Annotated in this window: 20 protein-coding genes and 1 riboswitch; of the genes, 8 read left to right on the top strand and 12 right to left on the bottom strand. The window is 71.3% G+C overall.

What is annotated here, in order from left to right; all coding sequences use genetic code 11:
• Positions 1 to 37 precede the first annotated feature (37 nt).
• The 8 genes from MB828_RS03375 to fahA all read right to left on the bottom strand — a co-directional run bounded on the left by MB828_RS03375 (position 38) and on the right by fahA (position 9,653).
• A complete protein-coding gene (locus MB828_RS03375; protein ID WP_301646851.1) occupies positions 38 to 2,821 on the bottom strand; it encodes a fumarate reductase/succinate dehydrogenase flavoprotein subunit in 2,784 nt (927 codons plus the stop codon).
• An 11-nt stretch (positions 2,822 to 2,832) separates the two neighbouring features.
• The gene (locus MB828_RS03370) at positions 2,833 to 3,621 is read right to left on the bottom strand and encodes an ABC transporter ATP-binding protein (protein WP_301646850.1); all 789 of its coding nucleotides are present in this window, start codon (positions 3,619 to 3,621) and stop codon (positions 2,833 to 2,835) included.
• The gene (locus MB828_RS03365; protein WP_301646849.1) at positions 3,605 to 4,516 is read right to left on the bottom strand and encodes an ABC transporter permease; all 912 of its coding nucleotides are present in this window, start codon (positions 4,514 to 4,516) and stop codon (positions 3,605 to 3,607) included. Before MB828_RS03365 ends, MB828_RS03370 begins: the two co-directional genes overlap by 17 nt.
• On the bottom strand, positions 4,513 to 5,862 hold the full coding sequence (locus tag MB828_RS03360; RefSeq protein ID WP_301646848.1) for an ABC transporter substrate-binding protein: 1,350 nt from the start codon (positions 5,860 to 5,862) through the stop codon (positions 4,513 to 4,515). Before MB828_RS03360 ends, MB828_RS03365 begins: the two co-directional genes overlap by 4 nt.
• A 16-nt stretch (positions 5,863 to 5,878) precedes the next feature.
• Positions 5,879 to 6,106 carry a 4Fe-4S dicluster domain-containing protein gene (locus MB828_RS03355; protein WP_010986276.1) on the bottom strand — a complete coding sequence of 76 codons (228 nt, stop codon included), beginning with the start codon at positions 6,104 to 6,106 and terminating at the stop codon, positions 5,879 to 5,881.
• Positions 6,107 to 6,137: 31 nt separating this feature from the next.
• Positions 6,138 to 6,929, bottom strand: a complete 792-nt coding sequence (locus tag MB828_RS03350; RefSeq protein WP_301646847.1) for a GntR family transcriptional regulator — start codon at positions 6,927 to 6,929, stop codon at positions 6,138 to 6,140.
• A 204-nt stretch (positions 6,930 to 7,133) separates the two neighbouring features.
• Positions 7,134 to 8,072, bottom strand: coding sequence for a M56 family metallopeptidase (locus MB828_RS03345; protein WP_133027458.1), 939 nt, complete (start codon positions 8,070 to 8,072; stop codon positions 7,134 to 7,136).
• A 369-nt stretch (positions 8,073 to 8,441) separates the two neighbouring features.
• A complete protein-coding gene (gene fahA / locus MB828_RS03340) occupies positions 8,442 to 9,653 on the bottom strand; it encodes a fumarylacetoacetase (RefSeq protein ID WP_301646947.1) in 1,212 nt (403 codons plus the stop codon).
• 275 nt (positions 9,654 to 9,928) lie between these two features.
• Here fahA and MB828_RS03335 point away from each other — a divergent pair, with 275 nt between their 5' ends.
• Positions 9,929 to 11,173, top strand: coding sequence for an ATP-grasp domain-containing protein (locus MB828_RS03335; protein ID WP_301646946.1), 1,245 nt, complete (start codon positions 9,929 to 9,931; stop codon positions 11,171 to 11,173).
• A 135-nt stretch (positions 11,174 to 11,308) separates the two neighbouring features.
• On the opposite strand, the gene MB828_RS03330 is transcribed toward MB828_RS03335, so the two are convergent.
• Positions 11,309 to 11,458 carry a hypothetical protein gene (locus tag MB828_RS03330; protein ID WP_301646846.1) on the bottom strand — a complete coding sequence of 50 codons (150 nt, stop codon included), beginning with the start codon at positions 11,456 to 11,458 and terminating at the stop codon, positions 11,309 to 11,311.
• Between the two features lie 18 nt (positions 11,459 to 11,476).
• Entirely contained in the window at positions 11,477 to 11,659 is a 183-nt protein-coding gene (locus MB828_RS03325) for a hypothetical protein (protein WP_301646845.1), read from the bottom strand.
• A gap of 203 nt (positions 11,660 to 11,862) precedes the next feature.
• Here MB828_RS03325 and MB828_RS03320 point away from each other — a divergent pair, with 203 nt between their 5' ends.
• Positions 11,863 to 12,669 (top strand): HAD family hydrolase, encoded by an 807-nt coding sequence (locus MB828_RS03320; protein WP_301646844.1) that lies wholly within the window; start codon positions 11,863 to 11,865, stop codon positions 12,667 to 12,669.
• Positions 12,670 to 12,682: 13 nt separating this feature from the next.
• Here the strand turns inward: MB828_RS03320 and MB828_RS03315 are convergent, their stop codons facing one another.
• Positions 12,683 to 13,165, bottom strand: coding sequence for a transglycosylase SLT domain-containing protein (locus tag MB828_RS03315; RefSeq protein ID WP_046726425.1), 483 nt, complete (start codon positions 13,163 to 13,165; stop codon positions 12,683 to 12,685).
• Between the two features lie 3 nt (positions 13,166 to 13,168).
• A riboswitch (cyclic di-AMP (ydaO/yuaA leader) is annotated at positions 13,169 to 13,367 on the bottom strand.
• A 988-nt stretch (positions 13,368 to 14,355) separates the two neighbouring features.
• Here MB828_RS03315 and MB828_RS03310 point away from each other — a divergent pair.
• The 5 genes from MB828_RS03310 (at position 14,356) to MB828_RS03290 (ending at position 20,092) form a co-directional block, all read left to right on the top strand.
• Positions 14,356 to 15,366: a polyprenyl synthetase family protein gene (locus MB828_RS03310; protein WP_301646843.1), complete on the top strand. Its 1,011-nt coding sequence runs from the start codon at positions 14,356 to 14,358 to the stop codon at positions 15,364 to 15,366.
• Between the two features lie 152 nt (positions 15,367 to 15,518).
• Complete coding sequence (locus tag MB828_RS03305; protein WP_301646842.1) at positions 15,519 to 16,451, top strand: CHRD domain-containing protein; 933 nt, start codon at positions 15,519 to 15,521, stop codon at positions 16,449 to 16,451.
• 348 nt (positions 16,452 to 16,799) lie between these two features.
• Positions 16,800 to 18,050 (top strand): LolA family protein, encoded by a 1,251-nt coding sequence (locus MB828_RS03300; RefSeq protein ID WP_301646841.1) that lies wholly within the window; start codon positions 16,800 to 16,802, stop codon positions 18,048 to 18,050.
• 64 nt (positions 18,051 to 18,114) lie between these two features.
• Positions 18,115 to 19,203, top strand: coding sequence for an ABC transporter ATP-binding protein (locus MB828_RS03295; RefSeq protein WP_301646840.1), 1,089 nt, complete (start codon positions 18,115 to 18,117; stop codon positions 19,201 to 19,203).
• Positions 19,190 to 20,092 (top strand): ABC transporter permease, encoded by a 903-nt coding sequence (locus MB828_RS03290; protein ID WP_301646839.1) that lies wholly within the window; start codon positions 19,190 to 19,192, stop codon positions 20,090 to 20,092. Before MB828_RS03295 ends, MB828_RS03290 begins: the two co-directional genes overlap by 14 nt.
• Positions 20,093 to 20,136: 44 nt before the next feature.
• Here the strand turns inward: MB828_RS03290 and MB828_RS03285 are convergent, their stop codons facing one another.
• Positions 20,137 to 20,724: a flavodoxin family protein gene (locus MB828_RS03285; protein ID WP_301646838.1), complete on the bottom strand. Its 588-nt coding sequence runs from the start codon at positions 20,722 to 20,724 to the stop codon at positions 20,137 to 20,139.
• Positions 20,725 to 21,008: 284 nt separating this feature from the next.
• On the opposite strand from MB828_RS03285, the gene MB828_RS03280 reads away from it, so the two are divergent.
• Positions 21,009 to 22,202 (top strand): tetratricopeptide repeat protein, encoded by a 1,194-nt coding sequence (locus MB828_RS03280; protein ID WP_301646837.1) that lies wholly within the window; start codon positions 21,009 to 21,011, stop codon positions 22,200 to 22,202.
• The last annotated feature ends 127 nt before the right edge of the window (positions 22,203 to 22,329 follow it).

The following is a 22,329-nucleotide window of genomic DNA, read 5'->3' as shown; positions in this document are numbered from 1 at the left end:
CGGAGGGCGCGGACGGCGCGGATGTCGACGGGGCGGCTTACAGGCCCCTCGCCGCATACGCCCTGACATCCGCGTCCGAGTCCGCCGTCGCCGTGGCCAGCGCCGCCCGGGCCGCCTCCTCGACGGCGGCATGCCGGGTCAGGGCGAGGACGGCCGCCTTGCGGACGTCGGCGTTCGGGTCGGCGAGGGACTTCGCGAGGACCGGCACCGCCACCCCGGCAGAGGCGGCGCCCAGTGCCTTGGCGGCACCGACCCGTACCTGCCAGGCAGGGTCGGCCAAGGCGGCCACCGCCGCCTCGGCCGCCGGGACCGGACAGCCGACACCGGCGAAGGCCTCGTAGGCCGCGCCCCGGACCAGCACATCGGCATCGCCGGTGAGCGTGGCGAGGGCGTCCAGAACACCGTCGCGCTGCGGGGCCGCTCCGGCCGCCCCCACCGTCCCGAGGGCCTTCGCCACCGTCACCCGCACCTCACGGGACGGGTCGGCCACGGCACGGGCCAGCGGCTCGGCGGCGTCCACCGAGACCAGCGCCCGCACCGCCTCGATCCGCACCGCCGGATCCGCGTCGCGGAGGGACACGGCGAACAGCTCGGCGTCACCCAGACGCAGCGCCCGCAGCACGTCCAGCGCGGCGGCCCGGACGACAGGGTCCGCCACGGCCAGCGCCCCGGCGAGGGCGTCGCGCAGCGCGGGTTCGGCGGGGAGCGTCTCGACCAGCTCCCGAAGCGAGGCGGCGGCCGCCGAACGCACCCCGGCATCGGGATCGGCCAGCGCACCGGCCAGCGCCTGCCCGGTCCCCACCGGAGCCGTCTCCGTGAGCACCGAGACGGCGGTACGACGGACAGAGGCGTCGGCGTCCGCCAAATAGGTCGCCAGAGCAGCCAGTTCGGGCTCCTCCTCGGCGAGGGCGAGGAGTTCCAGCAGACGCGGGGACGCCGGCTCCGCCCGGTCCGGCTCCACGGTCCGCGCGGCCAGGCCGGCCAGGTCGGCCACCGGCCCGGTCGCCACCGGCGGCACGTCACGTGCGCCCGCCGTGGCCACGTCCAGCGGCCGCACCTCGCCGATGTACCGGGACGGACCGCCGACCGGGGTGAACTCCTCGACCGGCACCAGATACGGAGCCACGGGACGAGCCGTGAACTCCATCGCACCAGAGGGGGACTTGTGCAGATCGAGATGATGGAACCAGGAGGCGTCGTCACGCTCGGGGTGATCGAGCCGGTCGTGGTAGAGACCCCAGCGGGACTCCGTACGGGCCAGGGAGGCACGGGCGGCCATCTCCGCGCAGTCGCGGATGAAACTGACCTCGGCACACCGCATCAGCTCGTGCGGGGTCCGGGCACCCATGGCGGCGATGTCGTCCCGCATCCGCTCGAAGGACTCCAGGGCGAGGGAGAGCCGGGCCCCGGACTTCGGCGGAGCCACGTAGTCGTTCACGAAGCGGCGCAACTTGTACTCGACCTGGGGCTGCGGCGGGCCGTCAGGATTGCGCAGCGGACGGTAGATCAACTCGTGCGCCTCACGCACCTGGCCGGCCGGCAACTCCCCTGTGTACGGCGAGTACTGGGCGGCGTCCGCACCCGCGAGGTCACCGAAGACGAAGGCGCCGATCATGTAGTTGTGCGGGACGCAGGCCAGGTCACCGGCGGCGTACAGCCGGGGGACGGTCGTCCGGGCGTGGTCGTCGACCCGGACCCCGGATGCGGAGTGACCGCCGCACAGCCCGATCTCGGAGATGTGCATCTCGACGTCATGGGTCCGGTAGTCGTGCCCACGCCCGGAATGGAAGGTACCGCGGGTGGGCCGCTCGGTGGAGTGCAGGATCGACTCCAGAGCGGAGACCGACTCCTCGGGGAGATGGCTCAGCTTCAGGTAGACCGGACCACGGTCGGACGCCACCTCGGCGGCGAACTCCGCCATCATCTGCCCCGACCAGTAGTCGGAGTCGACGAACCGCTCACCGTGCCGGTTGACCTGGTAACCCCCGAACGGGTTGGCGACGTACGCGCAGGCAGGCCCGTTGTAGTCCTTGATCAGGGGATTGATCTGAAAACACTCGATACCCGTCAGCTCCGCCCCGGCGTGGTAGGCCATGGCGTAACCGTCACCGGCGTTGGTCGGGTTCTCGTACGTCCCGTACAGGTACCCGGAGGCGGGCAGCCCCAGCCGCCCGGCCGCACCGGTCGCAAGGATCACCGCCCCCGCGCGGACGACGACGAACGCCCCCGTACGGGTGTTGAAACCCGCCGCGCCCACCGCGCGCCCACCCGCCGTCAGCACCCGAACCGGCATCACCCGGTTCTCGATACGAATCCGCTCCCGCATCTCACGACGCCGCAACTGCCGGTACAGGACCTTCTTGACATCCTTGCCTTCCGGCATCGGCAGTACGTACGAACCGGAGCGATGCACCTGGCGGACCGCGTACGCGCCATGCTCGTCCTTCTCGAACTTGACCCCGTACGACTCCAGGCGCTGGACCATGGCGAAGCCGCGCGTCGCCGTCTGCCTGACCGTGGACTGGTCGACGATCCCGTCGTTCGCGCGGGTGATCTCGGCGACGTAGTCGTCGGGCTCGGCCCGGCCAGGGACGACCGCGTTGTTGACACCGTCCATGCCCATGGCGAGCGCCCCGGAGTGCCGGACATGGGCCTTCTCCAGGAGCAGCACGCTGGCGCCGTGCTCGGCGGCGGTCAGGGCGGCCATGGTGCCGGCGGTGCCACCGCCGACGACGAGGACGTCGCAGATCAGTTCCTCGGCGTCGGCGACGGCGGGAATCTCCAGAGTGGTGGGCGCGGGGGCGTCAGCGGGGGTGGTCACCGGGATGCCTTTCAGATGCCGAACGAAGACAGGACGGTACGGCGCAGGGCCGCGCGGGCAGGGTCGTCGAGGGCGCCACGCTCACGCGGACGCGGCACGTCCCGTACGGACGCCACCCGGCCGGCGGCAAGCAGGGCGACTCGGTCACCGAGGAAGAGCGCCTCGTCCACGTCATGGGTGACGAAGACGACGGTCGCCCCCGTGCCGCGCAACACCTCCACCAGCAGGTCCTGCATGCCGGAACGGGTCTGGGCGTCCAGCGCCCCGAACGGCTCGTCCATGAGCACCGCCCGCGGCGAACCGGCCAGCGCCCGCGCCAACTGCGCACGCTGGCGCTGCCCGCCGGACACCCGGTGCGGCAACTGCCCCGCCTGCTCGGACAGCCCGACCCGCGTCAGCCAGGACCCGGCCTGGGCACGGCGTTCGGAACGCGGCACCCCCTTGATGGCGAGCGGCAGTTCCACATTGCCGCGCAGCGTGCGCCAGGGCAGCAGCGCGTCCTCCTGGAAGACCAGCGCCCGGTCGGCCGAAGGACCCGTCAACGGGCTCCCGTCCTGCGCGACCGTCCCGGCCAGCGGAGCCAACAGCCCCGCGAACGTGCGCAACAGCGTCGACTTGCCGCACCCCGAAGGCCCGACGACCGTGAGGATCTCGCCGGGGCGCACATCCAGCACCACATCGTGCAGCACCGGGGCGTCCGGCCTGCCGAGCACGGCCGCGCCGAGCGTCAGGCGGGCACCACGTGCCACCTCCGGCGCCGGGGCGGCCGCCGCTACCGCGACCTCAGACGAAGTGCTCATCGCGCGCCTCCTGATCGGTGCCGTCGCGGTCCTGCTGCTCGGCATCGGACTCCTTCTGGGACTCGCCGTCGGCCTGCACTGCGACCGGGGCGACGGCCGCGGGCACCACAGCGCGGGGGCGGCCGCCGGGGACGTACGAGGTACGGGGCAGCCAGCGGGTCAGACGCCGGCCGAGAAGCTCGACGGCCGTCGAGGTGACCCAGCCGAGCACCCCGATCGTGACCATCCCGACGAACACCCCGGGGTAGTTGACGACCGTGTAGTCCTGCCAGGTGCGGTAGCCGACGCCGTACTGACCGGAGATCATCTCCGCGGAGATCACACAGATCCACGACACACCGATACCGACCGACAGCCCGCCGAAGATGCCGGGCAGCGCGCCCGGCAGCACCACCGAACCCAGGATCCGCCACCGCCCGCCGCCCATCGTGCGCACCGCCTCCTCCCACACGGGAGTGAGGGCGCGCACCGCGTGCCGGGTGGAGACCATCACGGGGAAGAAGGCCGCGGTGCAGGTGATGAAGACAATGCCCTGCTCATTGGAGGGGAACAGGAGGATCGCCACCGGCACCAGGGCGATCGCCGGGATCGGCCGGACCACCTCCAGGACGGGCCCGAGCAGGTCCTCGGCGAGCCGGGAACGGGCCACGAGCACCCCCGTCGCCACCCCCAGCACGGCCGCCAGCGCGAAACCGGTGAGGATACGGGTCAGGCTGTCCGTGAGGTCCGTCCAGTAATCGGCGCCGGAGACCCGGTCGGCGAAGGCACGGGCGACGTCGGTGACCGTCGGGAACTGCGAGAAGCGCAGCCACAGGTCGACCTTCAAGCTGGTCAGCGTCTGCCACAGCCCCAGGGCGGCGGCCAGCGACACCACCCGCAGGACATACCGGCTCACGACGCGGCCCGCCGCAACGCCTCGCTGTAACCGATGACCTGCGCACCGGCGTGCGCACCGACATACGCCTGCGCGGTTGCCTGTGTCACGAACGGCAGCAACTGCTCACCGTCGGCCACCCACACCGCCTTGTCGGCGAACCAGAGGGTGCCGGTGGTGGCGTCGGGAACATACGCGGCACGGATGCCCCCGCTGTGCTTGCCGACGTACGCGAGCAGCTCCTTGGGTGAGCCGAAGCCGGTGGTCTTCTCGGCTCCCTTGGGCCACACCTCGCTCGCGGACGGCGCGGGGCCGACGGTGAGCCGCTTGGTGTAGTCGGTGCCGCCCAGAGCCTTCTTCACGTACTGGTCGTCGACGAACGAGTCCACGTCGACGTCACCGGTCAGCTTCGCCGCCTTCAGGACCGACACGTCCTCCTTCAACGCGGAGACGAGCGCCGGCTTCACCGCGGGGTCGAAGCTGGCGATGCCATGCGCGCCGTTGTACAGGTAGACGACCTCGGCGGGCAGACCGGTCGCCTCGGCGACCTTCTCGGCGGCGGTCACCGGGTGGGCGTTGAGGTAGTCGGTCGCCTTGGCCTGGGCCTTCAGGAAGGCCTCCAGGACGGTGGGCCGCTGCTTGGCGAACGCCTCCCGGGCGGTGACACCGTGAAACGTGGGGAGGTTCAGCTCGGCGCCGTCGTACAGGGCCTTCGCCTTGCCCTGGTAGGCGAGCAGGCCCGGCCAGGCCACGAACTGGGACAACGCGTCCACGCTGCCCGCCGACAGCGCCGATGCGCCCACCGCGGGCTGCTGGTTGAGCTTCGAGATGCCCTTGTCCGGGTCGATCCCGGCCCGCTGGAGGGCGCGTACGAGCGTGCCGTCGGCAGCCGAGCCGATGCTCGTGGAGACCTTCTTGCCCTTCAGGTCCGTCAAGGACGTCAGTTTGGAGCCGGGCGCGGTGACCACCGTGTTGAGGCCGCCGCGGAGGTTGTAGCCGGTGACGGAGACCAGGTGCGTGGGCTGGCCGAGCTGTTTGCCGCGGGCCGCGTTCAGCAGCAGCGGGAAGTCACCCATCGAACCGATGTCGATCTTTCCGGCGGTCATCTGCGCGGTGATCGGGGCGCCCGTTGCGTAGTCCTGCCAGTCGACCTTGTAGGTGTGACCGTCGTGGAGGGCGTTGAGCTGCTGCTCGAAGTAACCGAGGGAGCGCAGCAGGGTGCCGGCCGTGACGGTGTTGATGGTCTTGGACTGGTAGCCGACGGTGATGGTGACCGTGTTGCCGCCGCCGGCCTGGGCGCTGCCGCCGCAGGCCGACAGGGGCAGCAGGAGGAGGGCCGCGGAGACGGCGATCGCTTTGTGTTTCATCGGGGTTCTGGGCCTCTCACCGGAGCAGATAGGGCATGTTGACCGTCACGGCTCCGGTGGGACAGCGGGCGGCGCACGGGCCGCAGTACCAGCACTCGTCGACGTGCATGTAGGCCTTGCCGTTGCTCTCGTCGATGGCGAGGGAGTCCAGCGGGCACATGTCCACGCAGAGCGTGCAGCCGTCGATGCACTTGGACTCGTCGATGGTCACGGGCACATCGGCCCGCTGGGGCGCCAGAGGCATGGCTGTCTCCAGGAAACGGGTCAGCGAGGGGTCAGAGGGAGCGGCGCAGGAGGCCGCTCATGGTGATGCGGTCGCCGCGGAAGCGGATGAACTCGAGGTCGACGGGGCGGCCGTCGGCGAGGTGCGTGAGCCGTTCCAGCATCAGGACGGCCGCGCCGCGCGGGGCCTGGAGCACGGCGGCGGAGTGAGCGTCCGCGTTCACCGCTTCCAGGGTGATCTCGGCATGGCCCAGGGGCTGACCGGTGATCGATTCCAGGAGCCTGAAGACGTCGTTGTTCTCCAGGTCGGCGCCGAGGAGCGCGGTGCCGATGTCCAGGGGGATGTAGGTGAGGTCGAGGGAGAGGGGGAGACCGTTCAGGTGGCGCAGACGTTCGATGTAGAGGACGTCGGCGCCCGCCGGAACCCCGAGGCGTCCGGCGACGGGCGCGGGTGCCGGGGCGGGGCCCACAGTGCGGACCTCGTTGGTGACCTGGCCGTGTTCGTGGAGGGTTTCCGCGAGGCCCATCAGGCGGTCGAGCCCGTGCGGGTACTTCTGGGCGACGACCACGGTGCCCACACCGGGGAGCCGGTCCACCAGACCCTCCGCCCGGAGCAGGTCCAGAGCCTGGCGGACGGTGTTGCGGGAAGCGCGGTAGTCGGTGGCGAGGGTGGTCTCGTGGGGGAGGGTGCTGTCCGGGCAGGCGCCGGTGAGGATCTGGTGACGCAGCAGGTCGGCGAGTTGCCTGGCCTGGTCCGCACGCAGCCGGCGACGCGCCCGGTGGGCGGCGACCGTGGTCGCGGCGCCCTGACCGGCGTGGTCTCGGATGCGGTCGGTGGATGGCATGGCTGGAACCATACCGACGCGGTAGGGAACGGGGTGTTGCGGAAATGTTGCGCCACCTGAGGACCCATCGAACACGCCACTGAGCTGCGGTTTCGCTGCGGCGTGAGGAAGATCTGCCACCGGGTCGCCGGTGTGCGCGGGAACGTGTCCCAGGAGGCCGTTTGGTCCGTCCGGCGCATCCGGGGGACGACGGGCAGGCGGGCTCTAGCCGAGTGCCGTCAGCCCCGGTGCGAACGTGATCAGGAGGGGCAGCAGGGGGATCAGGGCGGCCATCGTCGTCGTCAGGGCCCGTTGACGGCGCAGCAGCCGTGGAGGTGGCTCCAGGAGGCGGTCGACCCGCTCGCCCAGCAGCCGGCGGCTCGACGCGCAGGAGAGGACTCCGCGGTGCTGATTCAGTTCGATCAGGGCCAGCGCGGTCGTGAGGTGGCCGCAGCGGCGGGACGCGGTGTCGTCGGCGGCCAGTTCGACCAGCCGGTGGGTCTGGTCGCAGAAGTGGGAGAAGAGCGGCACCCGCGGGAAGCCCGTGGCGAGAGCGCTGGACAGGTGGAGCAGCCAGTCGTGGTGGGCGCGGGCGTGTCCCCGTTCGTGGGTGAGGACCGCGTCCAACTGGTGGTCGGTGAGGCGGTGCAGCGCTCCTGTCGTGACGACCAGCTGCGGCGGGTGCCCGGGCATCCACCAGGCGTCCGGGTACTCGTCCTCCAGCACCAGCATCGGCCCACGTGCCGCAGGCAGGCCCGCGGGCAGTTCCGGCGCCCGCTCGCGCAGGTGGGCGCGGGTACGGTCGCGGCCACGGCGGGCCTCGACGAGCTCGCGCGCGAGCATCGCCGTCGTCCATGCCGCCCCGCACGCCAGCAGCACCGTCAGGACGACCGCCCACAGGGGCGCCACGGAGAGGTCGTACGCCGCGGTGACCGCCGGTGGCGCCGGCGCGAACACCCGGTCGCGCACGGTGTGGAAGACCGCCGCGGCACCCAGGACCAGCGCGGCCAGGCAGCACATCAGCACCGTGGCGACCAGGCACTGCCACACCCACAGCGCGACCACCGGTTCGCGATCCGGCCACAGGGCCCGCACCAGTGCACGCGGCACCGGAACCGCGGCCGTCAGAGCGACGGTGGTCAGCAGGAGCAGGCAGACGGTCATGCCGGGGCTCCGTTTCCTGATCGGAGAGGTGCACGGAAGGCTGGGCGGGTGGTGCGGGGGGACAGGCCGTTGTGCGACAGGCTGCGTACGCGGGTGCGTTTCGTGGCCCGCGCGCCGCCGCCTCGCACCGTGCGCGTACGAGCGCGTCGCATGGTGCGTGTTACGCCAGTATGACGGTGAGAGGCGCCTGGAGTCAGGTGTCGACGAGGATCCGCGCTCTAGGATCCGCGCTCTCGCTCCGTCCGGGAAGCTCACGTCCCCGGTCTCGCCACGCCCGCCGTACGCACCCGTCCTCGATGCCCCTCTCCCGGCCCCGTGCCATCGCCCCCCCGGCCCCCGCCCCCCCGGATCAGGTGCGCCGGCCGCCCGTCACCCCGCCACGATCCGCCCGCTGACGTCCCCGAGCCCGACCCGGCTCCCGCCCGGCCCCGGAGCCCACGCCGACAGGGTCACCACGTCACCGTCCTCCAGGTAGGTCCGCTTCCCGTCGGCGAGGTCGAGCGGGTCCTGTCCGTTCCAGGTCAGCTCCAGCAGCGAGCCGCGTTCCCCGGGCCCCGTGCCGCTCACCGTGCCGGAGCCGTACAGGTCGCCGGTGCGCAGCGAGGCGCCGTTGACGGTCAGGTGGGCGAGTTGCTGGGCGGCGGTCCAGTACATGGTGGAGAACGGCGGCTCGGACACCGTCTGCCCGTTGATCGCGATCGAGATCCGCAGGTCGTAACCGGCGGGCTCCTCGGTGGCGTCGTCGAGGTACGGCAGCAGCGGATGCGTCCGCCGGGGCGGGGCCACCCGTGCCTCCTCCAGTGCCTCCAGCGGGGTGATCCACGCCGAGATCGAGGTGGCGAACGACTTGCCGAGGAACGGCCCGAGCGGGACGTACTCCCAGGCTTGGATGTCGCGTGCCGACCAGTCGTTCAGGAGCGTGAGTCCGAACACGTGGTCCCGGAAGTCGCCCAGCGCGACGGGTTCGCCGTGCCGCGACGGCGCGCCGACGACGAAGCCGACCTCGGCCTCGATGTCCAGCCGTACCGACGGTCCGAACACCGGTGCCGGGTCCGACGGCGCCTTCCGCTGTCCCGACGGCCGTACGACGTCCGTCCCCGACACCACGACCGTGCCCGCGCGGCCGTGGTAACCGATCGGCAGGTGCTTCCAGTTGGGGGTGAGCGGCTCGGCGGCGTCGGGGCGGAAGATGCGGCCGGCGTTCCGGGCGTGGTTCTCGGAGGCGTAGAAGTCGACGTAGTCGGCGACCTCGAAGGGCAGGTGGAGAGTCACCTCGGACAGCGAGTGGAAGAGGGGTTCGAGCGTCGCACGGTGCGCGGGGACGCTCACCCACGCGGTCAGTGCGCGCCGTACGTCCGACCAGGTGGTGCGGCCCGCCGCCAGCAGCGGGTTCAGGGTCGGGCGGGCGAGCAGGGAGGCGTACGGGGAGCCGAGGGCCAGGGCCGCGGCGCCGGCGTCGAGGACGTGGTCACCGAGCCGGACGCCGACCCTCCGGTCCGTGCTCCCAGAGGTCGAGAACACGCCATACGGAAGGTTGTGCGGGCCGAAGGGGTCACCCTCGGGGACCTCGAAGGGGGGCAAGGGGGGCATGGGGTGGCTGCCTCGCTCTCATCCGTGCCGCGTGGGATCTGCCATGTGGGGACACGGCCAGGGCGTTGCGCGGCATTCCATGTGGTCGCGCCACACGTTACGGGTGAGTTGGCTGTCGTGGCAGTGTCTAAAGAGTTCGCAATGTCCGAATAGGCCTTGTCGGAGGGTGCAATTCCGGCTTAGCGTCCTTTGGGGGACACGGACGGGGTGGGTCCGGTCTGTAGGGGGGACACGTGGGGGGACCCGTGGCCAGGAATGCCGTCGGCGTGCCGTTCGAGGCGGACCGCGACGTGCCGGGCCTGATCGTCAAGTTCGGCGACTATCCGCTGCACCACGGCGGGGTCGGCGCGATTCGCAGTCTGGGGCGCCTCGGCGTGCCCATGTACGCGATCACGGAGGACGCGTACACACCGGCGGCCTCGTCCCGTTATCTGGAACGGGCGTTCGTGTGGCCGACGACAGGTGCCGAGGAACCGGCCCGTCTCGTCGAGGGACTGCTGCGCGTCGGACGCCGTATCGGCCGGCCGACCGTGCTGATCCCCACCGACGAGGAGGCCGCCGTCCTGATCGCCGAGCATCAGGACGCGCTCGGCGAGCGTTTCCTCTTCCCGCGCGTGGAGCCCGGGCTGCCGCGCCGGCTGGCCAGCAAGCAGGGGCTGCACGAACTGTGCGTGGAACACGGCATCCCCAGTCCGGAGGCCGCGTTCCCGCAGTCGTACGAGGAGATCGTCGGCTTCGCGGAGAAGGCGCGCTTCCCGATCGTGGCCAAGAACCGAGAGGCGTTCGTCCGGCGCGAACGGCCCGCCGTCAACGGAACGACGCGGATCGCCACCCGGGAGGGTCTGCTCACCCTCGCCCGCGACTGGGGCACTCCACCGGGTGTCATCCTCCAGGAGTACCTGCCGCGAGAGGAGGCGGAGGACTGGATCGTGCACGCCTACTTCGATGCCGATTCCACCCCGCGCGCCCTGTTCACCGGGGTGAAGGTCCGCTCCTGGCCGCCGCACGCGGGCATGACCGCGAACGCGTACGTCGTCGACAACCCGGAACTCGCCGACCTCGCCGCGCGTTTCATCAAGCAGATCGGCTTCGCCGGCGTCGTCGACCTGGACCTGCGCTTCGACCGGCGTGACGGGCGGTACAAGCTGCTCGACTTCAACCCGCGCATGGGCGCCCAGTTCCGGCTCTTCGAGAGCGAGTCGGGTGTGGACGTGGTCCGCGCCATGCACCTGGACCTGACCGGGCGCCGCGTTCCGGAGGGGGAACAGCGCGCCGGCCACCGGTACGTCGTGGAGAACATCGACCTGCCCGCCCTCCTGGCCTACCGCCGCAGCGGCTACACGACACCGCACGCGCCAGGGCGGCCGAGCGGGACCGAACTGGCTTGGTTCGCGGGTGACGACCCGATGCCGTTCGTCACGATGCTCGCGCGCTTCGTGCGACCGGGCGCGAAGCACCTCTACCAGCTGTGGCGCACCAACCGCCGAGGCTCCGGCACGACCACGCGGTAGCCCACCACGAGGTAGCCCACCACGAGGCAGCACGACCACGAGGCAGCACGACCACGAGGCAGCCCGGCCACGTGGCAGCCCGACCACGAGGCAGCCCGACCACGAGGCAGCCCGGCCACGAGACCGGGCGCCAGTTCACGCGTCCGCGAAGTGCAGCCCCAACAGGTCGTGCTTCGCGTCCAGTTCGGCGTCCTCGGCGCCCCCGTCGAACCAGAGTCCGAGCCGCCGCACCTCCTCGACGTACAACGCGCCCCCGGCCGGGTCCTCCGGGCAGTTGCCCAGCATCTCGAAGCCGTCGAGAGGTCAGCACGCGGAGTACCAGCGCGCCTCGCCCGGATCCGCCAGACGTCTTTCGGCCTCGTACTGGCGCTTGATGTCGTGACCGATCGCCACATACGGCCTGCGTTTGTCGTTCTCGACACGCCAGATATGGAACGACAGCGCGCAGATCTCGGTCCGCAGCTCCACCGGGAACCACTGCAGCACCCCCGGTCGACGTCTCCCGGAGATACGCCCGCGGACCTCCCGTCCCGCCCGTCACCACGACCGCCCCCGTCGGCTCGGTGCCACCAGATCACCGCGAACGTGACCGGCCACCCTGACAACGCCCCATCACCGAGGCGGCGGGCGCCACTTGAGGCCGAAACGCACAGTGAGTCCCTGGGGCGTGCTGTCCGTATTCTCTGATCATGGTCGCACCCTCCCCGTACTCACTGATCGCCACCGACCTGGACGGCACGCTGCTGCGCGCCGACGACACCCTCTCGGACCGGTCGCTCGCCGCGCTCGCGCGGGCCGGCCTGGCTGGCGCCACGCACCTCGTGGTGACCGGCCGCCCCGCGCCGAGAGTGCGCCCGCTCCTCGACGACCTCGGCTGCACGGGACTCGCGGTCTGCGGCCAGGGCGCGCAGGTGTACGACGCCGGCACGCACCGTCTGCTGTGGTCGGTCACCCTGGACCGGGAGCTGGCGGAGACCGCGCTCGGCAAGATCGAGGCGGAGGTCGGCCAGGTGTACGCGGCGGTCGACCAGGACGGCGTGGACGGGCTCACGCTCATCGAACCGGGCTACCTGATGCCCCACCCCACGCTGCCCGCGCTGCGCGTCGACCGGCGTGACGACCTGTGGTGCGCGCCCATCAGCAAGGTGCTGCTGCGCCACCAGGCCCTGTCCGACGACGAACTGGCGGCGACCGCGCGCGCGGTGGTGGGTTCGCTGGCGACGGTCACCATGTCGGGTCCGGGGACCGTGGAACTCCAGCCGTGCGGGGTGACCAAGGCGACCGGTCTCGCGCTGGCCGCCGATCATCTGGGGCTGAGCCCAGACGGGGCCATCGCCTTCGGTGACATGCCCAACGACATCCCGATGTTCGACTGGGCCGCCCACGGGGTGGCGATGGCCAACGCGCACCCCGAACTCAGGGCGAGGGCCGACGAGATCACCACGTCGAACGAGGACGACGGCATCGCCGTCGTCCTCGAAAGACTCTTCGCTTGATACGGGGCGTCGGTCAGTACGCGCCGTAGACGTTGTCGATGGAGCCGTACCGCGCGGCGGCGTAGTTGCACGCGGCGGTGATGTTCGCGACCGGGTCGTAGATGTCGAACGACGTGCCGGCCACGTGGTAGGCGTTGAACGTCGGGTCGATCACCTGGAGCAGGCCCTTGGAGGGGATGCCGGCGGCGGCGTTGGAGTCCCAGAGGTTGATGGCCCTCGGGTTGCCGGAGGACTCGCGGATCACGTTCCGGTAGATGCCGTTGTAGGAGCCCGGGATGCTCTTCTCGCGCATGATCGCGAGCGATTCGCGGATCCAGCCGTCGAGGTTGTTCGGGTACCCGGCGGGCGTCGTCGAGACCGTCGGCGTGGTGGCGGGAGTGGCGGCCGAGGCGGCGGTCGCGCCGATGAGCGGAAGGGCGAGCACCGCGGCGCCGGTACCGACGGCGGCGAGCGTGCGGGCGATGCGGGTGCGGCGGAGCTGGGCGGCAGCAGGCATGGCGTGTTTCCTCTCCGTCGCCTGCGAGGTGAGCTGTCGGGTTCGGGCTCGGGGAGTGCCCGGCCGCGCCGCCCGAAGGCGATGCGACTTCACCCCTAGCCGTTCCGGAAACGACGTCGGTCGATGACGTCGGCCGCCCGGTCCGGCGACTTACCTGGGTCCCCCGCTCCTGCCGTACGAATGAACTCGTCGATGGGTTAAGACGGGCGGCGGCAGGATTCGGCGTCCGCCCGGCGAGCGGGAACGTATGCGAGAGCACATGTCCGGAACAAGGGGTGGATTCACACAACACACCGATTGACCTTGGTCTGAGGCGTATGGGGCACTTGATCCTTTGCGGTCGCCAAGCTCCAACTGGCGCACAGGGAAAGGAAAGGAAGGGTCACCTCGGCGCGCTTGCGGCATATGGCCCCGAGTGACCTACTTCACGAAACCGCAATTGCGGTAAAACGGACATGAGGGATTGATGGAATGCGTCCGCGGTATCTCGTTGCGGCTTGTGAAGTGGTCCGCGGTGCACTGGATTTCCAGGGATTGTCCAAATTGTCGTATTCGATTTGGATTGGGATTCTCGGGAGCGATTCGACCGTTCCAGGCTCGTTTGCGCCGCCCCTTTCGCCGCCTCGAGGGCTTCGGACGTGTGCGTGTGTCATCGGCCGTGCCTGACTGATGTGTTGACGGATGCGCGCGCCAAGGTCATGGAACAGGCTGGGAGTTGCGGTGCGAGGTCGCGCGTGATCCTGGTCACCCGGACGGGGGACGGGGCGTCGCCGCAGGTGTCTCGGCCCACCGCCTCGACGGGAGGGGAATGGGGTCGCCCCGCGCGCGCCCGCGCGAGGGCGAGGGGGTAGGTGTGAGGTGCCCCCGTTCGGGCACGGGTGTCCCGACGGCTTCGGTGTGCGGCGAAGGGGGTGCGCCCGGGCGGGTGACATCGGCTGAGGGGGACGTGGGCGGGACACGACGTAAGCCGTGATCCGGGACAAGCGCCCATGGTTCCTGTTAAGTCAGTGGATATCGGGTCGTATCAGCTGATCAAAAACATACCGGTCGTGATCCGATAGCGCCCGGGGTGTAACCGTGGGCGCTATCGGTGATCGAAACCTGACCGGATACGCTGACTTGAGTGAGGGCAGCGACCTATCGACAAACCGTGTAATCGCCAGTAGACACCAGCAGACAGGAGATCCCTCGTGACCGTCGTCGGGCCGTTCGGGCTGAGCGTGCGGGACCAGGCTCTGGAAGCCGATGTCCAGGCCGGATTGACGGCTGTCGAGGAAGGCTTGCTAGAGGCCACCAAGAGCGAGGTCCCGTTCATCACGGAGGCCGCACAGCACCTCGTGCGGGCCGGTGGGAAGCGGTTCCGGCCGCTGCTGGTGATGCTCGCGGCACAGTTCGGTGACCCCTACGCGCCCGGTGTCGTGCCGTCGGCCGTCGTCGTCGAGCTGACCCACCTCGCCACCCTGTACCACGACGACGTCATGGACGAGGCCTCCGTGCGGCGCGGTGTCGACAGCGCCAACACCCGCTGGGGCAACTCCGTCGCCGTCCTCACCGGTGACTTCCTGTTCGCCCGTGCCTCGCAGATCCTCGCCGACCTCGGGCCCGAGGCGGTCCGGGTCCAGGCCCTCGCGTTCGAGCGGCTGGTGACCGGCCAGATCCTGGAGACCGCGGGCCCGTCGGACGGGCGCGACCCGGTCGACCACTACCTCGACGTCCTCGGCGGCAAGACGGGCTCCCTGGTGGCTGTCTCCTGCCGCTTCGGCGCGATGATGTCCGGCGCCGACGAGACGGTCGTGGACGTCCTCACCCAGTACGGCGAACGGCTCGGCGTCGCCTTCCAGCTCGCCGACGACGTCCTGGACATCGCCTCCGACTCGCACGCGTCCGGGAAGACCCCCGGCACGGACCTGCGGGAGGGCGTCCCCACGCTGCCCGTGCTGCGGCTGCGGGAGCGGGCGGCCCGGCTGGGGCTGGCCGAGGACATCGCCCTGTGCGAGCTGCTGGACGCCGACCTGACCGACGACGCCCGGCACGCGCAGGCGCTGGCCGGTCTGCGGGCGAATCCGGCGCTGGAGGAGGCAAGGCGGGACGCCGTCCGGTACGCGGAGGAGGCGCGGGCCGCGCTGGCGCCGCTGCCTGAGTGCGACCCGAAGGCCGCGCTGGTGGAGCTGTGCGACGCGGTGGTGCACCGGGCCGGCTAGGTCCGCGGGTCTTCGAGTGAGCCCGTGAGTGACCAGTCGACAGTGACCTACGTCACATGCCTGGACTGAGTCCAATCTGCGACTCGTTCCGTACCTCTTCCCAGAAGCTGACGCAGGGGGCGTCGGCTGACACAGGGGGAGAAAACGGAATCATGGTCGTCAACGCCACGCGTCGCACGAGTCTCGTCGTCGCCGCCGTCACCGTGACCGCACTCGGCGCTGCCGTCGTCCCGGCGGCAGCCGCCACCAGCCACCGTTCCGACCGTTCCACCGGCTCCGTCGTCCTCGCCGCCAGTCTGCGCGGCGCCGACGAGGTGCCCGTCGCCGGCAAACCCGCCGTCGGGGACAAGGACGGCGCCGCACTGGAGTTCATCCAGGTCAAGGGGGACAAGGTGACCGTCGCCGTGACCTGGCGCGGCACCGGCAGGCCCACCGATCTGCACATCCACCAGGGCGCCAAGGGCACCAACGGCGGTGTCGTGATCGACTTCGGAAAGGTGCTGAAGAAGATCAAGGGCCACACCGCCACCGGCAGCGTCAAGGTCACCGACCAGGCCCTGCTCGGGCGCCTCACCGCCGATCCGGGCGCCTTCTACGCCAACCTGCACACCGCCGAGTTCCCCGGCGGAGCCGTCCGAGGCCAACTGCACGCCGTCACGACTGTCTCCGACCTGAAGGGCGGCGGTTTCCAGGCCTCCGTGGTCACCGGCCGGCAGATCTACGAGTGCAAGGCTGCCGGCAACGGCGGCTACGCCTTCGCCCAGCGTGACGTCAGCGCCAAACTCGGCGGCGGCATCCGCCACTCCTTCGTCGCGCCGAACTCCGGCACCCCGCAGTGGGTCGCGCCCGACGGCAGCGCGGTCACCGGAGCGGTCCTGAGCAAGACACCCAACGGCACCGGGAACATCCCCGAACTGGACCTCAGGGCCACCCCGTCCGGCAAGAAGCACGGGCTGCTCGCGCACACCGGCGAGATCCTCCGCCTGAACACCGTCGGCGGCGTCGCGCCGACGGGCGCCTGCACCCCGGGCGCCGTCGTCGGCGTCCCGTACCGCGCTGACTACGTGTTCGTGCAGCACCGCTGAACGGGCCTGTTAAGCAGGGCCCCGTTAAGCAGGGCCCCGGCAAGCAGGGCCCTGCGAGCCCGGGCAGGCGCCGCACGGTGGTCTGAGCAGCGACGCCGGGCCCTCTGGCCCGGCCCGCCGGAGGCGCCTTCCCGTACGACCCCTACGGGTCGGGGGAGGCGTCTCCACCCTCGTGTCATACCGCAGTCGTACGCGGAGTTGGCTCCCCGGTCTGACGCTTACCGGCCTCCGATTTGGTGAGATGGAAACCACGGAAATCACCACCACTCACCGATTCGGGTGAGAATGGCGGCTCAGGGTGGGACACGTGCGAGGACGGCCGCCGCCGACGACGGAGGTAAGGCACACATGGCACCGTACGAATCCGACGACAGCACGGAGACCGTGCAGGCCGACGACGAACGGCGCGCCGAACGGCGCCGCAAGGCCGCGCGGTACGTCGTGCCGGTCGCGGTGATGGGCGTGGCCGCGGCCACGATCGGCCTGGTCCCGGCACTCGCCGACTCCGGTGACCCCGACCTGCCGAAGATCACCGCGCAGGAACTCATCGACAAGATCGCCAAGTCGGACGTGCAGCAGCTGTCCGGCACCGTGAAGATCAGCACGGACCTCGGGCTGCCCGACCTCGGCGGCCTGGAGAGCAGCCTGATGTCCGGCGCCGCCCAGGGCGGCGGGGGCGACTCGTCCGCCGACCCGACCGCCAAACTCACCGAGCTCGCCTCCGGCACGCACACCCTGCGTGTGGCCGCTGACGGTCCCGAGAAGCAGAAGGTCTCGCTCCTGGAGAGCGGCGCCGAGTACAGCCTCATCCACAACGGCACGGACGTCTGGGGCTACGACAGCAAGTCCAACGAGGTCTACCACTCCACCGCCGCCGACTCCGGCAAGGAGCAGCACGAAACCCCGGCCACGCCCAAGGACTTCGCCGACGAGGTCCTCAAGTCGGTCGACGACACCACCTCGGTGAAGGTCGACGGCACCGCGCAGGTGGCCGGCCGAGACGCCTACCGCCTGGTCATCAAGCCCAAGCAGTCCGGTACGACGGTGGGCGCGATCAGCATCGCGGTGGACGCCAAGACCGGTACGCCCCTGAAGTTCACGCTCACCCCGTCGAGCGGCGGCGCGGCCGTCGTGGACGCCGGCTACACCCAGGTCAGCTTCGCCAAGCCGGCCGCGTCCACCTTCGCCTTCACCCCGCCCAAGGGCGCCAAGGTCACCGAGGGCGACAAGGCCGACCGGACGGGCGGGTCCGACCGGCACGGCGACAGCGGCGAGAGCGGCAAGGGCAGCGGGACGCCCGGCAACGGCGCCCCCAAGGACCTGAAGAAGGACGGCTTCGACGTCCTCGGCAAGGGCTGGAACTCCATAGCCGTCCTCGACTCCGGCAGCAAGGGCGGCCTGCCCACGGGCTCCGCCTCCGGCAAGGCAGGCGACCTGAGCGGCTTCCTCGGCTCGCTCGGCGACCCGGTCTCCGGAAAGTTCGGCAAGGGCACCGTCTTCTCCACCCGGCTGATCAACGCGCTGATCACGGACGACGGCAAGGTGTACGTCGGCGCCGTGGACAAGGCGGCCCTGGTGAAGGCGGCGAACGCGGGCTAGCGAGGGGCCGGCACAGGGTACGTCCGTACCCTGTGCCGCAGGCCAGGACGAATCGAGGGAGCCGATGGACCGACCGTCCGCCACGGAGCGGCACCCGGAGGACCCGGGCCCGGGCGACGACGTCCTGGGGGATGCCACCCCGGAGGGAGCCACCCCGGAGGGAGCCGTCCCGGAGGGTGCCGCCTCCGAGGACGACGCGTCGGGGGACGACGCCTCAGCGGGCGGGAGCGTCATCGCCACCCGCGGCCTCACCAAGCGCTACGGCGGCGGACAGCTCGCCGTGGACGGTCTCGACCTGACCGTCCCGGCGGGCAGCGTCTTCGGCTTCCTCGGTCCGAACGGCTCCGGCAAGACCACCACCATCCGCATGCTGATGGGCCTGATCACGCCGACCTCGGGCACCGCCCGGGTCCTGGGCCGCCCCATGCCGCGCGCCTCCCGCGCCGTCCTGCCCCAGGTCGGCGCCCTCATCGAGGGCCCCGCGCTGTACGGCTTCCTCTCCGGCCGGGACAACCTGCTCCGGTACGACGCCGCGGACCCGACCGCCGACCCGCGCACTCGGCGGGCGCGGGTCGGGGCGGCGCTGGACCGGGTGGGTCTGACGGCCGCCGCGGCGAAGAAGGCGCGAGCCTACTCCCTGGGCATGAAGCAGCGTCTGGGGCTGGCCGCCGCGCTGCTCCAGCCCCGGAAGCTGCTGGTCCTGGACGAACCGACCAACGGTCTCGACCCGCAGGGCATGCGGGAGATCCGCTCCCTGGTGCGGGAACTCGCCGGAGACGGTACGACCGTGTTCCTCTCCTCCCACCTCCTCGACGAGATCGAGCAGGTCTGCACCCACGCTGCGGTGATGGCGCAGGGCCGGCTGATCACCCAGGGCGCGGTCGCCGACCTGGCTGCCGGGGCACGCGGCCGGCTCGCGGTGACCACCCCGGACCCAGGGGAGGCGGCCCGCGTGCTCAAGGAACTGGGCGTCGCCGACGTGGTCGTGACCGAGGACCGGGTGACCGGCGAACCGCCCGAGCGCGACCTGGCCGAGGTGAACGCGGCGCTCGTCGCGGCGGGCGTCAGGGTCCGCGGCTTCACGGTCGAACGGGCCTCGCTGGAGGACGCGTTCGTGGCGCTGACCGGAGAGGGCTTCGATGTCGCAGGCTGACGTGACGGCCGTACCGCAACCGGCCGCACCGGATCCGGTCGTACGGCCGAACCCGCTGTGGACCCTCGGGCTGCTGCGCAGCGAACTGGTCACCACCCTGCGGCGGTGGCGCACCCTCGCGCTGCTGGGCGTGCTGGCCGCGGTGCCGATCCTGGTCGGCATCTCCGTGAAGATCGAGACGAGCGGCGACGGGCCGGCCGGCCGGGACAGCGGTGCGGGCCCCGCCTTCATCTCGCAGGTCACCAACAACGGGCTGTTCCTGGTGTTCACGGCGCTGGCCGCGACCCTGCCGTTCTTCCTGCCGATGGCGGTCGGAGTGGTGGCCGGCGACGCGATCGCGGGCGAGGCCAACGCGGGCACCCTGCGCTATCTGCTGGTCGCCCCCGCCGGCCGCACCCGTCTGCTGCTCGTCAAGTACGCGACGGCGATGGCCTTCTGCCTGCTCGCCACCCTGGTGGTGGCGGCCTCCGCCCTCGCCGTGGGTGCGCTGCTGTTCCCCCTCGGCGATCTGACGACCATCTCGGGCACGCAGATCTCCTTCACCGAGGGACTCGGCCGCGCCCTGCTGATCGCGCTGCTGGTCGCCGCCTCTCTGACCGGCATCGCCGCGCTCGGCCTGTTCGTGTCCACGCTCACCAACAGCGGTATCGCGGCGATGGCGACGACCGTCGGCCTGCTCATCACCGTCCAGATCCTCGACCAGATACCCCAGCTGCACGCGCTCCAGCCGTACTTCTTCTCGCACTACTGGCTGTCCTTCGCCGATCTCGTGCGCGATCCCGTCTACTGGCACGACCTGATCAGGAACCTGGAACTGCAGGCCCTATACGTGGCGGTGTTCGGTTCGGCGGCCTGGGCGCGCTTCACGACGAAGGACATCACCGCGTAGTCCGGCCGCCGCCGCACGGCGCCACGGGGCGCCGGCGGCCGCGGTCAGGCCGACGCGTGGGCGAACCGGGCCGGGGGCGCCTCCCCGGCGAAGAACTCCTTGGCCCGGGCCAGCGCCGCGGCGTCCCGGAGCACGTCACCGCGCGCGCTGCCGTTGCCGAGCAACACACCGCCGAAGCGCATGCCCAGATAGGCGGCCGAGTTGTTGAGCAGGCCGACGTACGGGTCCGCGACCGACGGCTCGTGGTCCGCCAGCGCGGCGACTCCCCACAGGGTGCGTCCCGCCATGGTCTGCTTGAAGTCGACGCCGGGCGTGCGCAGCCAGCCCGACCAGTAGTCCAGGTAGCGCTTGGTGAGGCCAGACACCGAGTACCAGTACACCGGCGAGGCGATCACGATGTCCGTCGCCGCGAGCGTGGCGTCGAGCAGCAGGCCGGCGGCGGTGTCCGAGGGCGCGCGCACATGGTCGCTGTCGCGTCGCAGGTCCACGAAGTCCGGCAGCGGATGCTCGGCGAGGCTGATCCACTGCTGCCCGACGTCGGCGGGCAGTTGTTCGGCGGCTCGGCGGGCCAGGAGTTCGGTGTTGCCGTCCGAGCGGGCGCTGCCCAGCACGAACAGGAAACGGCGCGTCATGAGATCCCCCAGGTGAACGGCGCACGGTGAATAGAGGCGTCTGCATCTTATGTGCATGCATCGAATTGGGCCAGGGGCCAGGGGGTACAGGGGGCGAAAGCGTAGAAGGGGCCAGGGGGTCAGGGGTCCAGGAGTCCGGGGGAGGCCGGTGGTCACCACCGCACGGCGGCCCCTTCCTGATGCGAGGCTGTGACGTCGTGGTGACGCGTGAGCCGGAGCGAGCGGCCAGACTGGACGGTACGCACGGGTACGACCGGACGGTGACGCCGGGGGAATGAGGGCCGATGTCCCGACTCAGCCGCGAGACGAAGCGGGAAGCTCAGCAGGACGCCGAGCCGGCGGAACCGGTCGAGGTCCGTGTGACGGGCGGCGCCGCCACCGTGGACGGCGTACCGCTGTTCCCGGCACCCGGCGAGGAACCGCAGCAGACGGTGCTCAACCACCTCCAGCGGCTCGCCCGCGCCGGCGGCCGTCCCGTCCTCGCCACCGTCCATGACACCCGTATCGGCTTCGTCGTCAGCCTCCGGGTGAACCTGGACGGCTCCAGCAGCTTCACCGGTGACCCGGTGCGGATGGCCGTACCCGCGGAACCGAACGCGGCCGTGCCGGTCCGGCCCGAGGCGCCGGAGCGACGGCCCCAGGAGGACCGGCCGTCCGCTGGGCTGCGGGTCGTCGAGGAGCCGGCGATCGCCCAGGCACCGTCGGCGTTCCCGCCGCATGCGCTGCCGGACCCGGTGGCCCTCGGCACGGTACGGCCGCCGACCGGGGTGTTCGGGCCGCCGCCCGCCATGGGCGGGACGTTCGCTCCGGCGGCCGTACCGGCCCAGGCCGTCAGCGGGCCCCAGTCGGTGTCCGGCCCCGAGGCGCGTCCCGAGCCCCGCCCCGAACCCCTCATCTCTCCCGAAGCCGTTCGCGCCCTCGACCCCGACCCCAGGCACACCCCGGCCCGCGGGTTCGACGCGGTCGCCGAGGAGGTGCTCGGGGACGAGCCGGTGACCGTGACCGTCGAGGGGGCCGCGCTGCTCACCGAATCGGTGGCGCGCATCAACGAGGCCGTCCGGACGGGCCGCATCGAGAGGGCCGCCGAACTCGCGGAGCAGACGGTCGCCGAGGCCGCCGCCGCGTTCGGCGAGGGCCACACCGAAGTACTGCACCTGCGCGGACTGACCGCGTACATCGCCTACCTGGCGGGCGACCCGGAGCGCGCCTTCCACCTCTCCCTGGAGCTGGCCCGGCAGCACCGGCAGGCGGGCGACGGCGAGGGCGCCTACGGCAACGTGCGCAGCGCGGCCACCGCGTGGCGCGCGGTACGCGATCCGGAGTACGGACTCCGTCTCGGGCGTGACCTGATCGACCTGTGGAGCGGGCTCACCACCGAGGAGGGCCCGGCGGCCGACGACGTGGAGGAACTGGACTCGGCCCGCGCCCGGATGACCCGCCTGACGGAACGCGCCCGCCGTGCGGCGGAGAACGCCTGAGCGGCCTCGGAGGGCCGCCGAACACGACCCCGACCCGGGTACGGCACGACGCGCTCCGGCACGACACACCCGGGCACGACACGCCCCGGCACGGCACGCCCCGGAACGCCACGCCCGGCACACTCCG

Source organism: Streptomyces arenae, from assembly GCF_022343545.1.
In the GTDB taxonomy this organism is placed as follows: Bacteria; Actinomycetota; Actinomycetes; order Streptomycetales; family Streptomycetaceae; genus Streptomyces; species Streptomyces humi.
This window is presented reverse-complemented; position numbering and strand designations above follow the sequence as displayed.